Consider the following 16,438-nt stretch of genomic DNA (forward strand, 5'->3'; position numbering starts at 1 on the left):
GGCTGTTGTATATTGACAGCCTAACCTGTGCGCTTGCGAAAACGCATGTCCTTTTTCTTGTCCTCCACTACTGCTACGATAGCCATCACGTCCTCCGGCTTGTAGTAGGTCTTGTGGCTGATTTGCGTATAAGCCAAAGTTCCGTTGTCCCGAAGCGTCTGCACTGTCCGTGGGCAGATGTTGAGCGTCTGACACACGTCCTGCGTGTCGAGCCACTTGTTCATGGTCTTGTCCTCACTGCGCTCACGGATTCTGTCCATGCGCTTCACGAAGTTCTCCAACTGGGCATCAAGATAGTTGAATGCCTCTTCCTCGAATACGATGAATCCCATACTTTTCTTTTTTCTAAGTTAATACTATGTTATATGTCGCAAAGCTCCACGCATATGCTGTGCTCCACGCTTGTGAGTGCAAAGATAAGGCACGGCAATCTAAAAACAAGCGTTTTCAATTTCTGTGGCAGTATGTTGCCGGGGTTTGCCGACATCAACGCCAAAAGCAACAAGAAAAACTTGCACGACTGCAACGGATACATGAACAATGATGAGTTGAGAAATACGTTGAAGTTCTCACAACTATCTCGGTATGCAAATAAGCAAGCCACAACTAAATTGCCACGTTATACCCAATCAGTTGCATGGCTGCACTCAGTACACTTACTTTGCTCCCGACAATCGGTCAATGGTGCATACCGTGACCACTATACTAACAAATAAAACAGCATAAGCTATGGCAAGAACAAAAGATGTAGTCTTGGCTCCTGGGCAAAAGGAGCTGATGGAAAAAGAGTATTTGGATTTTGTTAAACCATCTACGTATGGCAACAAAGCCAACCCAAGTAGTTGTAATTCTCTCTATGATGATGTAGAGAACCCAGAGTTGAGAGCAATTGTAGAGAAAGTTGCTGCAACAACTCCCTATAGAGAGGAAACATCAACGAACGAGGCTCAATCGCCACCGAATCCGCAGAAGCGCATCAGTGGCAAGCAGCGCAAGGCGACATTGGAGGAGTATCAGCAGACCTTCCTCCAAGTTCCAAGGATTGACGACCGCAAGCCAGTCTTCGTCAGTTCCGATGTACGAGACCGTCTTGACCGTGTCGTCCGCATCCTCGGAGGGAGACGCATGAGCGTATCGGGCATCATCGAGAACATCGTGCGCCACCACATAAGCCTTTATGAAGAGGACTTCGAGGCTTGGCGTAAATTGTGAGAATTAAGGTCTGCGACCTTGGACGTGGATAGCTGGAAGGCTGTAGTTCCAACTAACGTGTTCTGAGAGGGAGCGAGGTTATGTTTTGGGAACCCCAAAACGCCTCGCTCCACCATGAGGGCGGAGAAATTTTGCTCCCGACGGTCGCAGAAAGTGAGTGTACCAACTGTAATCAGTATATAGAATGACAAACATACAGGAACAAGACAAGAGAAAGGGCGGAAGACCGCCCACGGGCAGGGTTCGCAAGCTGTCGAAGTCTGTCACGGTAAAGTTCTCGAAGCCAAGCTACGAGGCATTGAGACTGAGGGCGAGAAAAGCCAACCGCAAATTGGCGGAGTACATTCGTGAGTCCGCCTTGAACGGCGAGGTGGTCAGCGGACACAACGCAGAGACGGTAGCCATCGCCAAGCATCTCATTGGCATGGCGAACAACCTCAACCAACTTGCCAAGCTGTCGCATCAGAGAGGTTTCCATGAGACCCATGTATATGTGGTGGACTTGTTGAGAAGATTGAAAGAAATCCTTGGCGAGTATCGCCAAGCAAGTTATAAACCGAAGCCAAGCAGTATGGGCAGAAAGGAGGATACCACATGATAGGCAAGCTAAAGAAGGGCAGCTCATTTGGTGGTTGCATCCGCTATGTTACAGGCAAGGACGAGGCGAAAATCATTGCCTCGGATGATGTGTTACTCGGTACGAATGCCGAGATGGCGCAAAGTTTTGAGCTACAAAGGCAACTAAATCCAAGGATTAAGAAGCCTGTGGGACACATTGCATTGAGCTTCAAGCCCGAGGACAAGCCACGCTTGACGGATGAGTTCATGGCTAAAATAGCCATTGAATACATGCAGATGATGGGCATCACCGATACCCAATTCATCATCGTAAGGCATCACAACACGGACAATCCACATTGTCATATCGTATATAACCGCATCAATAACGATGGCAAGCTCATATCAGACAGGAATGATTACAGGCGTAATGAGCAAGTTACCAAGGTTCTAAAATCCAAATATGGACTGACCTACGGAACGGACAAGAGCAATACTAATACTCGCAAGTTACGCAATGCGGAGCGTGCAAAATACGAGATTCACAATGCCGTTAAAGGTGCCTTGAAAGCCGCAGATAGCTGGCAGAAGTTCAAGAATGAACTTGCAAGACGAGGTGTCCACTTGGAGCTTGTCTATAAGGACAAGGAGCGAACCAAGGTACAAGGCATCCGATTCAGCAAGGACGGATATAGTTTCAAGGGTACGCAGATTTGCAGAGAATACAGCTTTGGCAAGTTGGATGCAATGTTTGAGGGAACGGAGAACCATTTATCAGCAAGAGCCAATTCTACTCAGCAATATGAGCAAGGCTGTCGCAAGAATGAGCAGGTGCCATTCGTGTCGGAGTGCAGCCAAGACCCTTGGGATGGTATTTCTTCCATAGGACTTTTTGCTTCTGCCAATGCACAGACCTTTGAGCAATTCCCAGAGGATGAATCATCCAAGAAGAAAAAGAAGAAACGCAGAAGAGGCTTTAGCCTTTGATGCAAGTTACAAACCATTCAAACAACAAAAGAAAGATGAAAGAAGAACTATTGGAAGCCATCTACGGCACAGTTGAGAGATTGGAGCAGAAAGTCGATGAACTTTCTGCTTCACCAAAGTACGCAGGAGCGGAAACTGTTCTCAGCCCTGCAAGTGTTGACACAAGCAAACTTGAAAAAGCCATTCTTTCTGCATCTGCAAGAGAAGAGGAAACTATTGGAAAATTGGCTAAATTAAGAGAGGCGATATGCGTCTATATCGACCTTACCAAGAAAGAAGCAAGTAACGGAGAACAGCGAAGCAAACTCTTGTTTGATGCAATTAATCAGGTGAAACAAGAGCTGAATGCCACATCAAAAAATGTGCAGGAAAAACTTCACGCAATAGGTTACACACCTCAAAAGAAGGTTGTCACCCACCGCTTAGAACCAACTTCAAAGTATGTTCTTCTTTTCATTGGTGGCTTGGCTCTATCTCTTGTCATATCCATTTGGGGCAATCTAACCCAATGGCGAGAACACCAAGACAGGGAGGAGGCAGACTTGAAATATCGTGCATTGAAGATGGTTCTTCCATCTGACGACCCCAATGTTCGATACATCGAAAAGAACTTTTCTGTATGCCCAAATAAAGAAGTTATTGAGAAAGTGAGAACTCATGTAAATATTTACGAGGACTCAATTCGCTATCATAACGAAATGATACAGATGGCAGCAATTAAAGATAGCATTGCTAATAGCCTATTTAAAGAAGCGAATGAAATTAAAAAGAAAATTAATCAGAAATAATAGACAACGACCAACGGGTACAAGCGCATTCTTCGTTTCGACAAGATTAAGACCAACAGCATTCGCATCGTATTCAATAGCGCAAGGGCTTGTCCGTGCATCAACAATGTTTCAGCATACTAACTTTCATTAAACTCTCAACTATTCATCCGTGTCCGTGATGCCACTCGTTTGACATTGCGGACACTTTTTATTTTTATGATGGCTATGAAGAAGAAATAGATAATTATAGCAGTTTTGGTTATCTCACTTGTTGCATCTTATATCTTATGTGATACGAAACAAAATGATGCCGATATTGATTCCGTTAAAGCCGAAGAATATACGACAGTCTAAGAAAACAGTATTGACTTGGATTCCATTGCAGGAACATATTGCGGTGTGTTGCCACCTAATGTTGAAACAACACTCACACTAAATGAAGATGGAACGTATTGCTTGAAGCAGGAATCTACAAACGATTCGGATAGTAGTGAAGTGTTGAACGGTATCTTCAAAGTGCTTGACGGCAGTATTCTGATGTTAGAACATTTGTCAAGTGGTTATAATATATTTTACAAGATAAAGAATGATAGTTGCATTATCTAATAGATTCATTTGGGAATGAGCCAAGAAGCGCAAAGACCGGTGTACTGAAGAAAAAATAATAAAAATAAAACCCGTGGGTTGTTGTGTCTCACTCACGGATTTTATGGATATTTTCTCCTAACTAATTATATATTCTTTTTATAGCAAAAATCTTTACAATTAAGGCTCTTGTAATTTCCTACTAGACTTTTCATCACACTTATAATGTAAATTTCCAGAAGAATCTGTATAAAAATACTTTATTATATTTACTTTAGCTCCCATCCCGTTATGTCTTATTACATATTGAGTATTTGGTAATAGCCTTATATAGGAAGGATTATACCGAAATTCTTGCTTATAAGAAGACGATTCTATCGCTTTAAATTTCTTTGATATTCTTTTTTTTAAACAAATAGTATCCACCTCTCTACATGTTCCCTTTGTCCGCAAAAAGAAGTCATATGTATAAGATTTGCTAAAGCTATCTAATGGCTCAATAGAAAAATGCAACAGATTGTAAATATAAAAAGTCTGTTCCTTTTCATTGAATTCTACATCATGATTGTCACATGAACAAATCAAAAATAAACACATGAAAATTTCTATTATATATTTCATTCTCAAAAATCTATTGTGAATAGCCAAATCTTGACCATTCTTGTTAAACTTGTTTGTTAAGACATTTTTTATATTGGGCGGTATTCACCAATTGTGAAACCGCCCAATTTGAGGTGTCTATAACAGGGTTTCATACAAATCTTTTTCTTCTATCGCAAAATTGAAGAAAATCAGATTCCAATATAAAACGAAAGCACGAAGTTGTTGCTTCCCAAGGAGGCCATGAAGTGGTGATGAACGAAGAATAACACTATTCACTCTCTCTCGGAGGGTGTGACAGAAGTTCTTTTTGTACAAACACTCCTTTCTCGAACTTCCATTTTCCAAACTCATAATCAACGGCAGAACCACGGCTGAAAGATTCAATAATCTTTTCTTTTTCGTTAAGCGTAGGATTGGGAATATCATGGAATGATGGAACAAACAAGAACTTCTGCTTGACTTCATTCCAGACATAAGCATCCCAATATTCCACACCTTGATTTCCGAATTGTCCCAAATATACCAACAGATCTTTATTGCCATCAAACGTCACATCAGCCATCAGACAGCTATCCTTCCGACCACCATTTGGGTCAAAGGTATCGTCCTTTGGATAAGAGAAAGGTATAATTTGTACAGTTTTCTCCCCTCGCATAATAAATACTTCAAAATCGAAATCCTTGGACTTGGGAGATTGTGTTCTTATAACAGCGTTAAGCGTATCTTCCGATGCAATATCTTGCTTGGTAAAGACCTTGCCCGGAATCACACTATCGGTGTCAATAGACATGCTGTCTTTGGTAGGGTTTCCCTGCCCCACCTTACTTTCCTTGCAACCGAAGATCAACATCAAAGAAAGTATTACTAATGTACTATCGATAATTCTTTTCATTGTCTTTAAATATTTTGATCATTTCATTGCGTTATTTTTTATTATTGTATGCAAAGGTAGTGCTTTGAGCCTTTAAGCCACTATCACACAACCCCTTTCTTTGAAAAGAACGTAAAATCAATAGTATTATTGCGATGATTGTACTTTTATTAATCGTTTCACTCGTTGTACGGTATTTACCCCTTAAACGGATGATTTCCCGACAACAGGAGTCAATAACATTACAATAAGTCCACAAAAGGAAGAACAGATATATGATTTGTCTGGGAAAAAGGTAATATCTACAACTCATTAAAAAGAAAAAAATTAGAAAGGAATTATGGAAAGCGATATTTGCCCATAATTCCTTTTATTTTTTATATGACCCCACCAACTCCAATTGGATATAATCAAAACGGTACGACCGGTTTCCAGAAATCGCTAATTTGATTTAGTTTCAAGTTTCTCTTCCAAACATTAGCTTTAATAAAATGCTCTTCATAAACAGCCCTGTCTCGCTCTGGATAAATGTTCCCTTTCCAATATTGTCTCAATTCGGCAACCTTAATGAGATGTCCATTGGTGCATACATATTTTGCATATTCGTTCTCTGCGGAAGAAACATACACTCTTGAAAGAATACATTTGTATTTGTCGCTGATTTTGGGGTTTGGAATATCTTTGAATTCTTCAATTTTGTCATAATGCTCAGTATTAGGATTCCAAACATATGCATCAAAATGTTCAGTGCCAGAAGCACCAAAGCTACCCAAATAAAACAGCACATCTTCTTTTATACCGTCAAAATTCAAGTCAGTCAACAGACAACTATCAATACGTTCTTCATTTGGTACAAGATCATCATCTTCAGGATATTTGTATCCGAAGCGATGAATGGTCTTGTCGCCACGTTTTATAATCACGCCATAATCAACATCGTCAACCTCATGCTCTATCATAAGGCTTAGAGTGTCGTCATTACTTCTCATAGAAGAATCAGAAGTTGCTTCTTTCTGTGGAACACATTTCGTTTTATTCTTATTGCATCCCCATACTACAAGAAAACTACAAAAAATGAGTAGAATAAAAACTATCTTTTTCATACTTCTTTTTATTTTTATTTTTATTGCGACAAAGATACAGAATTTCTTTTTATTTTCTGCAAAAATTAGCAATTTCCTTACTCCACCAATAGCAATTGGATATAAATCGTGCTGTGGGAACTTCTCGCAGCCGATATAGAGCGTTTCGAAGGCATCGGTGCCGTCGTTACGGTGTTCGAGAAGGTCTTCTCCTGATTCAGGTTGTTTTCACCAAAAAGGTGCAGATGAAGCGAAGCGTAACAGGAGATGAAGCCGATGGCTGCTGCCCAAGAAGGAAAAGCCATTGTCCTACGTTGGTTGGGCGCAAGACAAAGGTTTTATGGAAAGGCGGATTCGGAGGGATTCCGCTTCAATATCTTCAAATTCATTACCTTGCTTCAACGTAAAATTTATTCTCTTTGTATAAAATCAACTTCTTCCCAACAATGAAGTCTCTTTCTTTTATAGGTATTCGTTCTGACTGCTCCTTAAAGAAGAACTCATCGTCATAGTCAAAGGTGACCATGTGTATTTTCCCATCTTTTATATAACAATTATTGATGTTTTTAGAAAAACTTACAATGTTGGCAATGACTTCACCTTTGGCGTTTAAAATAAGCCAGTGATAAAAATTTGTATCTAATCCTGTGACATTCTTTGTCATAGATAATAAGAAATAACAACCATTTTGACAGGTAAATATATGAGGTGGATATTCCATAATTTCCATCCAGTCAAAAATTTCTTTTGACTTTTGAATATACTTGTCAATATTTAAGTCATAACAAGGTATTAACGCAGATTCAACATTATTTGAAAAAGTACCTAAAGATGCAAAACTCATTTTAGATGGTTTTATATCTTTATTAGCATGAGTTTCATTGAAATTCGTATTTACACGCTTTGTTTTATTACTACACGATGTTCCAATAATACAGGCCAATATAAAAACAAGAATATCTTTAATCACTTTATTGTATCTCCATAATCAGTTTCCGCTTCTTCCTGTAAATATAAGCATATTACATTCAGATAATCGACAATTTCCTTATGTGTCAAATTTAGTGTTTTTATACAAGAGCAGAATTCCGTAATAACACCTTCTGGATTATAGTCCCCTCGGCTATTAAAGATGAATAATCGTCCCCCTTTGTATGCAAAGATTCGTCTTGGAAAATGCGGTCCCATACCCTTGAAGGCATATATTCCATCTCCCCAAAGATAATTATTAGGAGAGATAAGGTTTACAACATTTTTACTTGCATTTGCCTTTTTATATTCATAGTTGTTTTCTATTTGTTCCGCTATACTGTCAGGTAAACACACGCTTTTAAATGAGTCCAAGCATTGGCCCTTAGATATGTAAGGAACAATGCTACAGATAAAGCATAATAGGATTTTATTGATTATCGTTATTTTCATTGTTATTTCTTAATTTACCTCACAAAGTTACACCATAAAAACGGCAATTCTCCGATTTTATTGCATTATCTCACTCCACCAACGCAAATTGGATACAAATCGTGCTGTGGGAACTTCTCGCAGCCGATGTAGAGGGTGTCGAAGGCATCGGTGCCGTCGGTTCGGTGTTCGAGAAGGTCTTCTTTTGATTCAGGTTGTTTTCACCCGAAAGGTGCAGAAGATGCGAAGCGTAACAGGAGGTGAAGCCGATGGCTGCTGCCCACAAAGGAAAAGCCATTGTCCTACGTTGGTTGGGCGCAAGACAAAGGCTTAGGGGAATTAGGCGGTGTTCCGCTTCATTATATTTTTCTAAAGAAATTTGTAAAGTACATTATTTCGCCTCGTCAAACATCTTTATGAGCATAGTCGGATCTTCATAAAACTTGTCTGTGTCAAGCTCCTTAATAATGGGTTTCATTTCAGGAAAGTCTTTGAAGACAATTTTCAACATTGCTTTCACACCAATGGCAGATGACATCCAAAAGGCTCTGGCGACATCCTCACCCTTAACCTTAAAATAATAAATGCAGCCACTTCCAGTTATATGTAAATTCTTGGTATTGGTCTGAGTGGTAATTGGATGCATATATGCAGTAGCTCTCTTTCCCTCATATAAAGGAATCATAAATACTGGTTCTTTGTATGGTTTTGGACTTTTGACCCAAACGCTCGGCATAGTTTTTTGCGCCATCAGAGGAACGAATGTAATCCATTCTTTTCCTTTCTCGTCGAAATACTTTACTTCTTTTATCTCAGACGATTTGTAATCTTTATGCTCACCATTCTTTTTATCTTTAACACGGATTTCACTTCCGTTGTCGTACATAAACAAAGATTTAGTGTTTCCACTCACTGTTTGACCATTGTTCAGTGTCAACTTGATGTTCTGTGCTTGCATTGTAAATGCAAACAACAGGGCAAATAGCATTGTTAAAATCTTCTTCATATTCATTCTCGTTTTATTAGGTATAAATTATTATTTGATCTGCAAAAATAGCATTTATTTTCAGAAATTCCAAATGTTTAAAGACTTATTAACGTAAAATATTGCTTATCTCACTCCACCAATAGCAATTGGATACAAATCGTGCTGTGGGAACTTCTCGCAGCCGATATAGAGAGTATCGAAGACATCGGTGCCGTCGGTGCGGTGTTCGAGGAGGTCTTCCTCTGATTCAGGTTGTTTTCACCAAAAAGGTGCAGATGAAGCGAAGCGTAACAGGAAATGAAGCCGAAGACTGCTGCCCACAAAGGAAAAGCCATTGTCCTACTTTGGTTGGGCGCAATACAAAGGCTTTATCTGGAAAGGCTGATTAGGAGGAATTCCGCTTCAATAAATCTTTAATATTTCCATTCTTCTTACTATTCAAAAATTCTAAACAAACCATACATTATAGACACAAAACCAACAATATATCCTTGAAGATAATTTATATAGTTTATTGTAAAACTCGGTGGGAAATTACGCCTGTCTTTGTATGTAATATTTAGGAAAGTAATACCATAGAATATTGCACAAATACTATCATATCTTTTAAATAAGATGGTTGTTATCCCTAAGCATATCATCAAAATTGAAAAAATCAAGTAAGTGCCATATTTTACGGCACTTACCGACTTTTTGTGCTTAATAACTGAAAACATTATTGCAATTCCTGTTATAGACGCTAATATTCCTCAAACACAAATATAGTTCATATTGTTTTACTTTTATGTTATAACTAAAGAACGACTGGATATTGAATTTATTGCATTGAATTGCAGTATTAATCAGAAAACGCACAATAATATGTCTATCAATGTTTTTCTATTGTCTCACCAAGCAGGGATTATTTGGCGACACGCATGTTCAAGTCATACATGCTTTTCCGCCAAAGGTGCGTCTAATATTGTGACGTAGTTTTATATTTCTATCTATCACTTGTACTTAAAACAAAAGGCTTATTTTTTTTATATTTGACATTACTAATGATAGAATGTGTTCCAAAATTTAGAATAATAGAGTCTGGGATTACAGAAGTAGAATCAATCACGAATAAGCGTGGAATAGTAATTCTTTGTCCAATTTCATTTCTATCTCGATGATTTATGCTATTTACCAAAGAATCAATATTATAATTTTTAGAAAAAACTAAGTAATCGTCGAGCCATAAATCATTGTCCTCAATTGTAAGATTATGAAACAACGAGGATATATCATTGCCATTGGAATCTATTATTTTCATAGATTTAATTGACTCAATTGTACCATTCAAACCAGGTTCTATACCTCCTCCCATAAAAGTTAAAGAACTATTGCAATAGTCTACCATGAATTCTAATAGGAAATATCTATTTCCCTTTCTCAAATTCAAAAGAGAATCTTTGATAACAATCTCAGAAAGTGTAATGTTCGTTATCTTGTAATTTCGGTATTCTTTGTGTGATAACAACATACAAAACACAACGCAAATTATAAGAGTTGCTATAATAATTTTTTTCATAATGCGAAGTTTAATACATTATCATATTCAATTGGTTTTAGCTCAAGTGATTCTCTTATGTGTTCAGTCGCATCTCTCTATATATGCGACTGAACACAAAATAGAAATAATCTGATTGGCTTAACGCTGTATCAGAAACGCTTGTTTAAAAGATGTAACCCCCGAATTTTCTACCACTGCTTCATTTTCTGTTTTTTGGAATTAGCGTTATTGATTCAAGTTTGGCAACATTGGCCGAGATAGGTTTGATTGTCAGCCTTACATCGTACTGTTCAGGGAGTAGCTTTACATTTGGGTATTGGTTGAGATTGTAACTTCTCCTAAATGGAGTTTCGTTATAACGGAAACATACCTCAACTATTCTATTTGTTGAATATCCCCTCAGCTGAGTTGTCAATGTTATCGGTTTGATAGACTCCGCTTTTACATTCCAATAGACAAAAAGCACAAGAAAAGTAGAAAGACCGCCAACAGTAGCAAATTTCAAATACTTGCCATATTGGGATTTTCGGGAAATGATAAAACAACCGACAGCAACAAGCCATACGACAATCATCAAGAAATCATATACACGGTTGGAGATAAGAAACCCTCTTGAAAGCCATAAAACTGCACCCATAAGCGCGATAATCGCCAATAAAAAATAGTCAATCGACCGTGAACGTATCGACTGATATATCCATTTGCCTATGCCATAAGCAATAGCGATTCCGACTATATAGCGCAGCATGATTTCCATACTCATTTTCCATATTTCTTTTTCAGATATTCACGCAGTTTGGGAGAATCCTTGCCTTCATATATTCGGTTGCGGTCGAACACCGTCCAACTGTCGCCGTCCGGGAATGTCATCTTCTCAAAACTTCCGGGGTCAGCACCTTGAATGATGGAGTCGTTCCAAAACACATGTTTGTCATCTTTCCCATAGTTGAAATCTCCCCCGAAACCTCCCGCGGGCACAGGCTGGAAAGTTTCGGGATTTGCCCCGGCAACTAATTGGGAACTCCACCAGACATGCGATTTATCCTTGTACCAGTTGTCGGAAATATGCTCGAAAGTCGCGACATCGGCTTCAGGAAGGATATTAAAATGGGAATCGTAGATATTCGTTCCGTCGGAATACATCAAACGGCCTACTTCGGTGAGTTTGGAATAATCTTTTATTTGGGTTGGAATCCCTTTATTGTAAGCCCTGTGCTTGTCTTGCCCTATATAGAAGTCCACTTCCTTGAACGTCGCAGGGTCAGCACCGGGAACCTCCCTGTCCCTGAAAAACACTTTGTGCTTGTCAGCGGCATAGTCTCCTGATTGGAGCGGAATCTCTGCTTCAATCGGGTGGAAAGTCTCGTAATCGATATCTGTAATCACACCTCCTGCAAGGTAGTATCCATTGTATTTGTCTTTTGCCCAATGAGTTTCCCAAGAATCTGAACTGCCTAAGATTTTGAATGTCGATTTATCTCTTACGTTCAATGCTTTCCCATCCCAATAAAAATCGTTGGCATCTTCTGCAAAATAGTAGGAATGCACTTTGAATGTTGCCGGATCCGCCTTTTCTATCAATTCACCGGAAACATATACATGCGTATTGTCTGCTGCATACGATTTGGTAAGCACACGGAACGAGCCGCCATCGGCACCATTGATAATATCGCCCTCGTAGAATGCGTGTTTCTTGTCTCGACCATAATCATCATTCAGTTTTTCAAAAGTCTTTGGGTCTGCATCAACATGCCTTGAAGTATGACCGCTTCCTTCATTCCACGTATGCCATGTTACCTCCTTACCATCGTTTTTATATCCGACAGAACAAGAAACTAGGATCATCAATACCAAAAGTATTGATGTAATGAATATAGATTTCTTAGGAGTTTGCGAACCTAACTTACTTTGTGCAGTTGCTCCGAATGTTATAAGCAGGGAGCAAAATATTAACATAAATCCCTTCATAGCTACATTATAATTTGATTACTTGAATTTCTCCCAATCAAGATTGAAAGAATCGTTGTTTTGTGAAAGCCATATAAGGTATTGTCGGTCTGTTTTGCAAACCTCCTCAATGGACTTTCCCTTGTATTTCCCGAAGCTCATTATATCGTTAGGACCAAGTGTTGGTCTATTCTCCATATGATATTCCAATACCTTATCAACATCGGTATAGAAGTGTTGGGAGTCAATAATTGCCCATTTGACATATTGCCAATCTTTAACAATAACCTCTTTCAAAGTCATATCCTTATATTTACCAAAGCCAATCTTGTCATCAAGACCGAGAACCTTAACTGATTCTGTAGTCTTCTCACCTATGATGTCCAACAACATCCATGAGCCACATCCACAACATGGTATTGGTTGCGGTTCGGTATCATCCTTTGTACACCAACTGTGTTCTGGGTCATTCTCATAAGCATCAGCTCTTTCACCATTACGGTAATAAAAACCAAATACATTTCCAAACTTACCACCTCTTCCATGTGGTTCTACTCGTACAACCTCCACATACTGATTACGATACCAGTCTGAAACTCTTCCGTCAGGGAATCTTTGGGCAGTAAAAGGCAATGCTCTACCTATATTGTAGTAAATCTCCGTTAGGTTCTGATGTGGATACTTGCAATTCACCGCATCAACCAACGTTTTCTTTTCTTCTTCTGTCATAGCTTCACTTCTTTAGTTTCTGATATTCCGTCTTGGTCATAATACCTTCTCTGGCTTTATCCATATTATCTGCATCTTTGTAGAAAATCCAATGTATCACAGGTTTTCCGCCATAGGCAGAAGAGTAAGCTTGTTGGAAGTTCCACCCCTTGTCAACCATATAATTTGCTGCATCTACCATGCTGTTAAACTTGATTTCTTCGCCATTTTCATCCACAAATTTCAATTTGCGGCTGAGGTCTCCCCAAATATTATATGAAGCCTTTGTCCCGAAGTCGAAGATTATTTTCAAACCAGAAGAAAGGTCTTTCTCAATACCCTTTACCTCGCAATAATAACGATGTTGTGCAAACGCATTGCCAACATTACAAATAAGGCATAAAGCCAATAAATATTTCATAATAGTCTTGCTCATTTCTTTCTTGTTTTATAGTCCTTGTGATACTTTGCTATACACTTGTTGGAAAACTCTTTCATTGATGGCATTCTGGAAGCTCTTGTTGTCAGGTTGTTCTTTCATCTGTATAACTGCATCCTTTGTCGGTTCAAGCAGCACGTCAATGCGGTGCAACACCAACATAGGCAGAATGACCTTCTTGTAATCGCCTTTGTTGAAAGCGTTCACAAGTACATCATTGGCTATGTTCCAGATGAACGAGAACAAAAAGTTATATTGTGACTGTTCCATTATGTCTTGTCTTTTATTTAGTACTACGTTCTTTCGCGTCTGAGATAAGTTCCTTCATATCCACAGACAATATCTGTGCAATTTCAAGAAGCGTTGTAAGGTTGGGTTGGGTACGATTGCACACATAGGCATTGACCGTACTGAAACTTCTTCCCAACTTCTTTGCAAGCCATGTTTGGCTTATCCCTTTGTCCGCTAAAACAACTCTTATGCGATTTAACTTCATATCATTGAACATCTGTGTTCTGTCGTAATTTAGACAACTTAAAAAAAAGTACACATTTTTAGAAAATAATGCGCACTCTTAATATACAGAAACTGCTTCATAAGCAATATTCGAAATATTAGCCTTCATTAAAGCGTTTTTTACTTTGTCTGAAATACATATAGCTGCAGTTATTTGCCATAAATCATTCATTGCTGGTTTTGGAAATATACTGTAATCTTTTATTTTCAAAGAGGAATATGCTGGTTTTATTAAACCACCATTATTAGAATAGAAGCATTTATCCTTATTTAACACGTCCAATTCCTCAATAAAATGTGGTATATGGTATGTTCTGGTTTCTTTTCCACAACAAATATTGCATGAAATCCACTTAAGACCTTCTTTTCCTGTCAACATCTTTTTAATTAAATTTTTTAATTTTTCTGAGAACAAAGGCCATGCTAAACTATTTGGTTGGTAATCCAACCAGATAGTTTCTACACGTGAGAAATCATTAGAATAATGTATTCCATCACTTTTTACCGTTAAAGCTTTAAGAGTAAAATCAAATGGCATTACCTCTGATTCTCTTAGAGCACCGATTAACTCATGCGCTAAACCGACATTGTCTGGAGCACATGCAATTGCAACATTCTTAAAATGTTTCAATCCCATTAAAAAATATTTCATTATCTATTCCACCAAGATTTGTTTAACATTTTTGGATTACTCCGTATTAACAGAGTCGCGCTGATGCAGAAAATGCTCAAATCGTTGGCTATAAAACCGAGATGAATGTCTCCCTATATCCAACAGATTTATATCATCGTACGCTTCCTTTTGCTCATGTGTGTGTTTATATAATGCACGATACTGTACATGCACACTTACCGTGTCCAGCGCTTCTTGAGAATGGACGCATGAGGCAAATAAACAAAATGCCAATAAACTGAAGAGTATTTTCATAAGCAACAATTCTTTTTATTTACTTCAACTCAAAGGTTGCCATAAGCAGCACCTTATTGTCATCTATGTTATCTTCGTAGAAGAAGCGATAGACGCCTGGCTTGTTTGGCAGAATATCGGGAAAAAGATGGGCCGTGATGGTGCCGCTTTGACCATCGCTTAAAACATGACCGATGGCCGTGAACGAGCAATCGGTGGGCACAACAAACCAATTGCCATCCGCTCCTTGGACTGTGATGCTATATGCTTCGCCATACACAAATTCCTCGCCACTATGGTTGGTAATCGTGAATCTGATTTCCGTGGTGCCCAATGGATAGGAAGGCTTCTCCGCCTTGAGGGAGATGCCTTGGTAGGTGCTCACGCCTTCCCTGTTGTCGATGATAGGGTCCAACTTGCCCTCAAACCTGATGGCGGGCGAGTTGTAAATCTGCCTACGAAACTCCAGCTGCTTCTCCTTCGTGTTCCAACGGAGCGCAACATCAATGGAGTTGGATCCCATTCCAAATCCAACAACATTTCGCAAGGCCGGGGTCTTGTCTTCCGACAGGAACTTCCGCTCAAGTATCCGCATAATGGCGTTCAGTTCCCTATGCGAATATTTACGCGCCGAAGCCTTGCGATAGGTTCTCTTCTTGCTCTTGACAACTCTCTTTTTGCTAATGGTCGCTACCTTCTTTTGTTGAGCGGCAAATGACTGTTTGCAAGCAGCAAAAGCTGTTTGCATTGAAAGGAACATTGTCAATCCTAATATTATTGCATTGAGGAGTTTTGGCTTCAGTCTCATAGTTATCAGCAATTAATAATTTAACATGTAGAGAGATATGAACTCTTATAGTATATTTCTTTTCTTATGAGAAAAGTTCAATTTATTTTACAAATATTATATTTAGTTTATCCACAAAATGATGTTATGATATTATTTTGTCTCTCATAATCTCTTCAATCATTGCGTTCCTTTTTGTCCGTGATAAGTTCTTTCATATCCACAGACAAGAACTGTGCAATTTCAAGAAGTGTGGTAAGGTTGGGTTGAGAACGGTTGCATACGTAAGCATTGACCGTACTGAAACTCCTTCCTAACTTCTTTGCAAGCCATGTTTGGCTTATCCCTTTGTCCTCTAAGACTGCTCTTATGCGATTTAACTTCATGTTTTTATCGTTTTTACGCTACAAAAATAATATTTTATCGTGATAATCCATCCAAATCCCTTGAAAATCTGCTGTATTCCGTCGTAATTTAGACAAAATAGAAATATAATCTGCAAAAATGGAACTAAGCAATTGATTTCCCAACATGGCAAGA

Annotated in this window: 23 protein-coding genes and 1 pseudogene; 6 read left to right on the forward strand and 18 right to left on the reverse strand. The window is 38.8% G+C overall.

All coding sequences use genetic code 11. The features are described from left to right. Window positions 1-20 precede the first annotated feature (20 nt). On the reverse strand, window positions 21-332 hold the full coding sequence (locus KUA49_RS14510; RefSeq protein ID WP_008656559.1) for a helix-turn-helix domain-containing protein: 312 nt from the start codon (window positions 330-332) through the stop codon (window positions 21-23). 397 nt (window positions 333-729) lie between these two features. On the opposite strand from KUA49_RS14510, the gene KUA49_RS14515 reads away from it, so the two are divergent. The 5 genes from KUA49_RS14515 (at window position 730) to KUA49_RS14535 (ending at window position 4,133) form a co-directional block, all read left to right on the forward strand. Next, window positions 730-1,212 carry a DUF3408 domain-containing protein gene (locus tag KUA49_RS14515; protein WP_218413431.1) on the forward strand — a complete coding sequence of 161 codons (483 nt, stop codon included), beginning with the start codon at window positions 730-732 and terminating at the stop codon, window positions 1,210-1,212. 184 nt (window positions 1,213-1,396) lie between these two features. Continuing rightward, window positions 1,397-1,810, forward strand: coding sequence for a plasmid mobilization protein (locus KUA49_RS14520; protein WP_118141968.1), 414 nt, complete (start codon window positions 1,397-1,399; stop codon window positions 1,808-1,810). Further along, window positions 1,807-2,757, forward strand: coding sequence for a relaxase/mobilization nuclease domain-containing protein (locus tag KUA49_RS14525; RefSeq protein WP_118141966.1), 951 nt, complete (start codon window positions 1,807-1,809; stop codon window positions 2,755-2,757). The genes KUA49_RS14520 and KUA49_RS14525 overlap by 4 nt, the downstream gene beginning before the upstream one ends. 35 nt (window positions 2,758-2,792) lie before the next feature. Beyond that, window positions 2,793-3,545 carry a hypothetical protein gene (locus KUA49_RS14530; protein WP_118141974.1) on the forward strand — a complete coding sequence of 251 codons (753 nt, stop codon included), beginning with the start codon at window positions 2,793-2,795 and terminating at the stop codon, window positions 3,543-3,545. Window positions 3,546-3,926: 381 nt separating this feature from the next. Next, window positions 3,927-4,133, forward strand: coding sequence for a copper resistance protein NlpE N-terminal domain-containing protein (locus KUA49_RS14535; RefSeq protein ID WP_254953997.1), 207 nt, complete (start codon window positions 3,927-3,929; stop codon window positions 4,131-4,133). 159 nt (window positions 4,134-4,292) lie between these two features. On the opposite strand, the gene KUA49_RS14540 is transcribed toward KUA49_RS14535, so the two are convergent. The 6 genes from KUA49_RS14540 to KUA49_RS14565 form a co-directional block, all read right to left on the reverse strand. Next, on the reverse strand, window positions 4,293-4,733 hold the full coding sequence (locus KUA49_RS14540; RefSeq protein ID WP_118082132.1) for a hypothetical protein: 441 nt from the start codon (window positions 4,731-4,733) through the stop codon (window positions 4,293-4,295). A 250-nt stretch (window positions 4,734-4,983) separates the two neighbouring features. Then, window positions 4,984-5,607, reverse strand: a complete 624-nt coding sequence (locus tag KUA49_RS14545) for an XAC2610-related protein (RefSeq protein WP_218413432.1) — start codon at window positions 5,605-5,607, stop codon at window positions 4,984-4,986. A gap of 389 nt (window positions 5,608-5,996) precedes the next feature. After that, window positions 5,997-6,689, reverse strand: a complete 693-nt coding sequence (locus tag KUA49_RS14550; RefSeq protein ID WP_218413433.1) for an XAC2610-related protein — start codon at window positions 6,687-6,689, stop codon at window positions 5,997-5,999. Between the two features lie 77 nt (window positions 6,690-6,766). After that, window positions 6,767-6,973 carry a hypothetical protein gene (locus tag KUA49_RS14555; RefSeq protein ID WP_218413434.1) on the reverse strand — a complete coding sequence of 69 codons (207 nt, stop codon included), beginning with the start codon at window positions 6,971-6,973 and terminating at the stop codon, window positions 6,767-6,769. 83 nt (window positions 6,974-7,056) lie between these two features. Continuing rightward, complete coding sequence (locus tag KUA49_RS14560) at window positions 7,057-7,638, reverse strand: hypothetical protein (protein ID WP_259318130.1); 582 nt, start codon at window positions 7,636-7,638, stop codon at window positions 7,057-7,059. Then, on the reverse strand, window positions 7,635-8,090 hold the full coding sequence (locus KUA49_RS14565) for a hypothetical protein (protein WP_118141956.1): 456 nt from the start codon (window positions 8,088-8,090) through the stop codon (window positions 7,635-7,637). The genes KUA49_RS14560 and KUA49_RS14565 overlap by 4 nt, the downstream gene beginning before the upstream one ends. Window positions 8,091-8,274: 184 nt before the next feature. Here KUA49_RS14565 and KUA49_RS14570 point away from each other — a divergent pair, with 184 nt between their 5' ends. Beyond that, window positions 8,275-8,403, forward strand: a complete 129-nt coding sequence (locus KUA49_RS14570; protein WP_256624921.1) for a hypothetical protein — start codon at window positions 8,275-8,277, stop codon at window positions 8,401-8,403. Window positions 8,404-8,460: 57 nt separating this feature from the next. On the opposite strand, the gene KUA49_RS14575 is transcribed toward KUA49_RS14570, so the two are convergent. The 11 genes and pseudogenes from KUA49_RS14575 to KUA49_RS14625 all read right to left on the reverse strand — a co-directional run bounded on the left by KUA49_RS14575 (window position 8,461) and on the right by KUA49_RS14625 (window position 16,284). Next, a complete protein-coding gene (locus KUA49_RS14575) occupies window positions 8,461-9,075 on the reverse strand; it encodes a hypothetical protein (protein WP_147347297.1) in 615 nt (204 codons plus the stop codon). Between the two features lie 964 nt (window positions 9,076-10,039). Next, a complete protein-coding gene (locus KUA49_RS14580; protein WP_118141960.1) occupies window positions 10,040-10,612 on the reverse strand; it encodes a hypothetical protein in 573 nt (190 codons plus the stop codon). A 181-nt stretch (window positions 10,613-10,793) separates the two neighbouring features. Further along, window positions 10,794-11,351: a hypothetical protein gene (locus tag KUA49_RS14585; protein WP_218413435.1), complete on the reverse strand. Its 558-nt coding sequence runs from the start codon at window positions 11,349-11,351 to the stop codon at window positions 10,794-10,796. A gap of 2 nt (window positions 11,352-11,353) precedes the next feature. Next, the gene (locus KUA49_RS14590; protein WP_218413436.1) at window positions 11,354-12,562 is read right to left on the reverse strand and encodes a DKNYY domain-containing protein; all 1,209 of its coding nucleotides are present in this window, start codon (window positions 12,560-12,562) and stop codon (window positions 11,354-11,356) included. An 18-nt stretch (window positions 12,563-12,580) separates the two neighbouring features. Continuing rightward, window positions 12,581-13,270: a hypothetical protein gene (locus KUA49_RS14595; protein WP_218413437.1), complete on the reverse strand. Its 690-nt coding sequence runs from the start codon at window positions 13,268-13,270 to the stop codon at window positions 12,581-12,583. 4 nt (window positions 13,271-13,274) lie between these two features. Next, window positions 13,275-13,670 (reverse strand): hypothetical protein, encoded by a 396-nt coding sequence (locus tag KUA49_RS14600; RefSeq protein WP_256624922.1) that lies wholly within the window; start codon window positions 13,668-13,670, stop codon window positions 13,275-13,277. Window positions 13,671-13,769: 99 nt separating this feature from the next. Continuing rightward, window positions 13,770-13,958: pseudogene (locus KUA49_RS14605) on the reverse strand (type I restriction-modification system subunit M N-terminal domain-containing protein); the annotation flags it as partial. 13 nt (window positions 13,959-13,971) lie between these two features. Next, on the reverse strand, window positions 13,972-14,184 hold the full coding sequence (locus KUA49_RS14610; RefSeq protein ID WP_118142058.1) for a helix-turn-helix domain-containing protein: 213 nt from the start codon (window positions 14,182-14,184) through the stop codon (window positions 13,972-13,974). Window positions 14,185-14,262: 78 nt separating this feature from the next. Beyond that, on the reverse strand, window positions 14,263-14,856 hold the full coding sequence (locus KUA49_RS14615) for an imm11 family protein (RefSeq protein ID WP_147347306.1): 594 nt from the start codon (window positions 14,854-14,856) through the stop codon (window positions 14,263-14,265). 295 nt (window positions 14,857-15,151) lie between these two features. Continuing rightward, window positions 15,152-15,859: an immunoglobulin-like domain-containing protein gene (locus tag KUA49_RS14620; RefSeq protein WP_118141874.1), complete on the reverse strand. Its 708-nt coding sequence runs from the start codon at window positions 15,857-15,859 to the stop codon at window positions 15,152-15,154. A gap of 215 nt (window positions 15,860-16,074) precedes the next feature. Continuing rightward, on the reverse strand, window positions 16,075-16,284 hold the full coding sequence (locus KUA49_RS14625) for a helix-turn-helix domain-containing protein (RefSeq protein WP_044072484.1): 210 nt from the start codon (window positions 16,282-16,284) through the stop codon (window positions 16,075-16,077). Between the last annotated feature and the right edge of the window lie 154 nt (window positions 16,285-16,438).

It is taken from the genome of Segatella copri, assembly GCF_019249655.2.
Classification (GTDB): Bacteria; Bacteroidota; Bacteroidia; order Bacteroidales; family Bacteroidaceae; genus Prevotella.

Excerpts from the sequence above, each read along its gene's own strand:
- KUA49_RS14510 (WP_008656559.1), bottom strand. The coding sequence starts at position 332 with ATGGGATTCATCGTATTCGAGGAAGAGGCATTCAACTATCTTGATGCC.
- KUA49_RS14515 (WP_218413431.1), top strand. The coding sequence starts at position 730 with ATGGCAAGAACAAAAGATGTAGTCTTGGCTCCTGGGCAAAAGGAGCTG.
- KUA49_RS14520 (WP_118141968.1), top strand. The coding sequence starts at position 1,397 with ATGACAAACATACAGGAACAAGACAAGAGAAAGGGCGGAAGACCGCCC.
- KUA49_RS14525 (WP_118141966.1), top strand. The coding sequence starts at position 1,807 with ATGATAGGCAAGCTAAAGAAGGGCAGCTCATTTGGTGGTTGCATCCGC.
- KUA49_RS14530 (WP_118141974.1), top strand. The coding sequence starts at position 2,793 with ATGAAAGAAGAACTATTGGAAGCCATCTACGGCACAGTTGAGAGATTG.
- KUA49_RS14540 (WP_118082132.1), bottom strand. The coding sequence starts at position 4,733 with ATGAAATATATAATAGAAATTTTCATGTGTTTATTTTTGATTTGTTCA.
- KUA49_RS14545 (WP_218413432.1), bottom strand. The coding sequence starts at position 5,607 with ATGAAAAGAATTATCGATAGTACATTAGTAATACTTTCTTTGATGTTG.
- KUA49_RS14550 (WP_218413433.1), bottom strand. The coding sequence starts at position 6,689 with ATGAAAAAGATAGTTTTTATTCTACTCATTTTTTGTAGTTTTCTTGTA.
- KUA49_RS14555 (WP_218413434.1), bottom strand. The coding sequence starts at position 6,973 with ATGGCTTTTCCTTCTTGGGCAGCAGCCATCGGCTTCATCTCCTGTTAC.
- KUA49_RS14565 (WP_118141956.1), bottom strand. The coding sequence starts at position 8,090 with ATGAAAATAACGATAATCAATAAAATCCTATTATGCTTTATCTGTAGC.
- KUA49_RS14575 (WP_147347297.1), bottom strand. The coding sequence starts at position 9,075 with ATGAAGAAGATTTTAACAATGCTATTTGCCCTGTTGTTTGCATTTACA.
- KUA49_RS14580 (WP_118141960.1), bottom strand. The coding sequence starts at position 10,612 with ATGAAAAAAATTATTATAGCAACTCTTATAATTTGCGTTGTGTTTTGT.
- KUA49_RS14585 (WP_218413435.1), bottom strand. The coding sequence starts at position 11,351 with ATGGAAATCATGCTGCGCTATATAGTCGGAATCGCTATTGCTTATGGC.
- KUA49_RS14590 (WP_218413436.1), bottom strand. The coding sequence starts at position 12,562 with ATGAAGGGATTTATGTTAATATTTTGCTCCCTGCTTATAACATTCGGA.
- KUA49_RS14595 (WP_218413437.1), bottom strand. The coding sequence starts at position 13,270 with ATGACAGAAGAAGAAAAGAAAACGTTGGTTGATGCGGTGAATTGCAAG.
- KUA49_RS14600 (WP_256624922.1), bottom strand. The coding sequence starts at position 13,670 with ATGAAATATTTATTGGCTTTATGCCTTATTTGTAATGTTGGCAATGCG.
- KUA49_RS14610 (WP_118142058.1), bottom strand. The coding sequence starts at position 14,184 with ATGAAGTTAAATCGCATAAGAGTTGTTTTAGCGGACAAAGGGATAAGC.
- KUA49_RS14615 (WP_147347306.1), bottom strand. The coding sequence starts at position 14,856 with ATGAAATATTTTTTAATGGGATTGAAACATTTTAAGAATGTTGCAATT.
- KUA49_RS14620 (WP_118141874.1), bottom strand. The coding sequence starts at position 15,859 with ATGCAAACAGCTTTTGCTGCTTGCAAACAGTCATTTGCCGCTCAACAA.
- KUA49_RS14625 (WP_044072484.1), bottom strand. The coding sequence starts at position 16,284 with ATGAAGTTAAATCGCATAAGAGCAGTCTTAGAGGACAAAGGGATAAGC.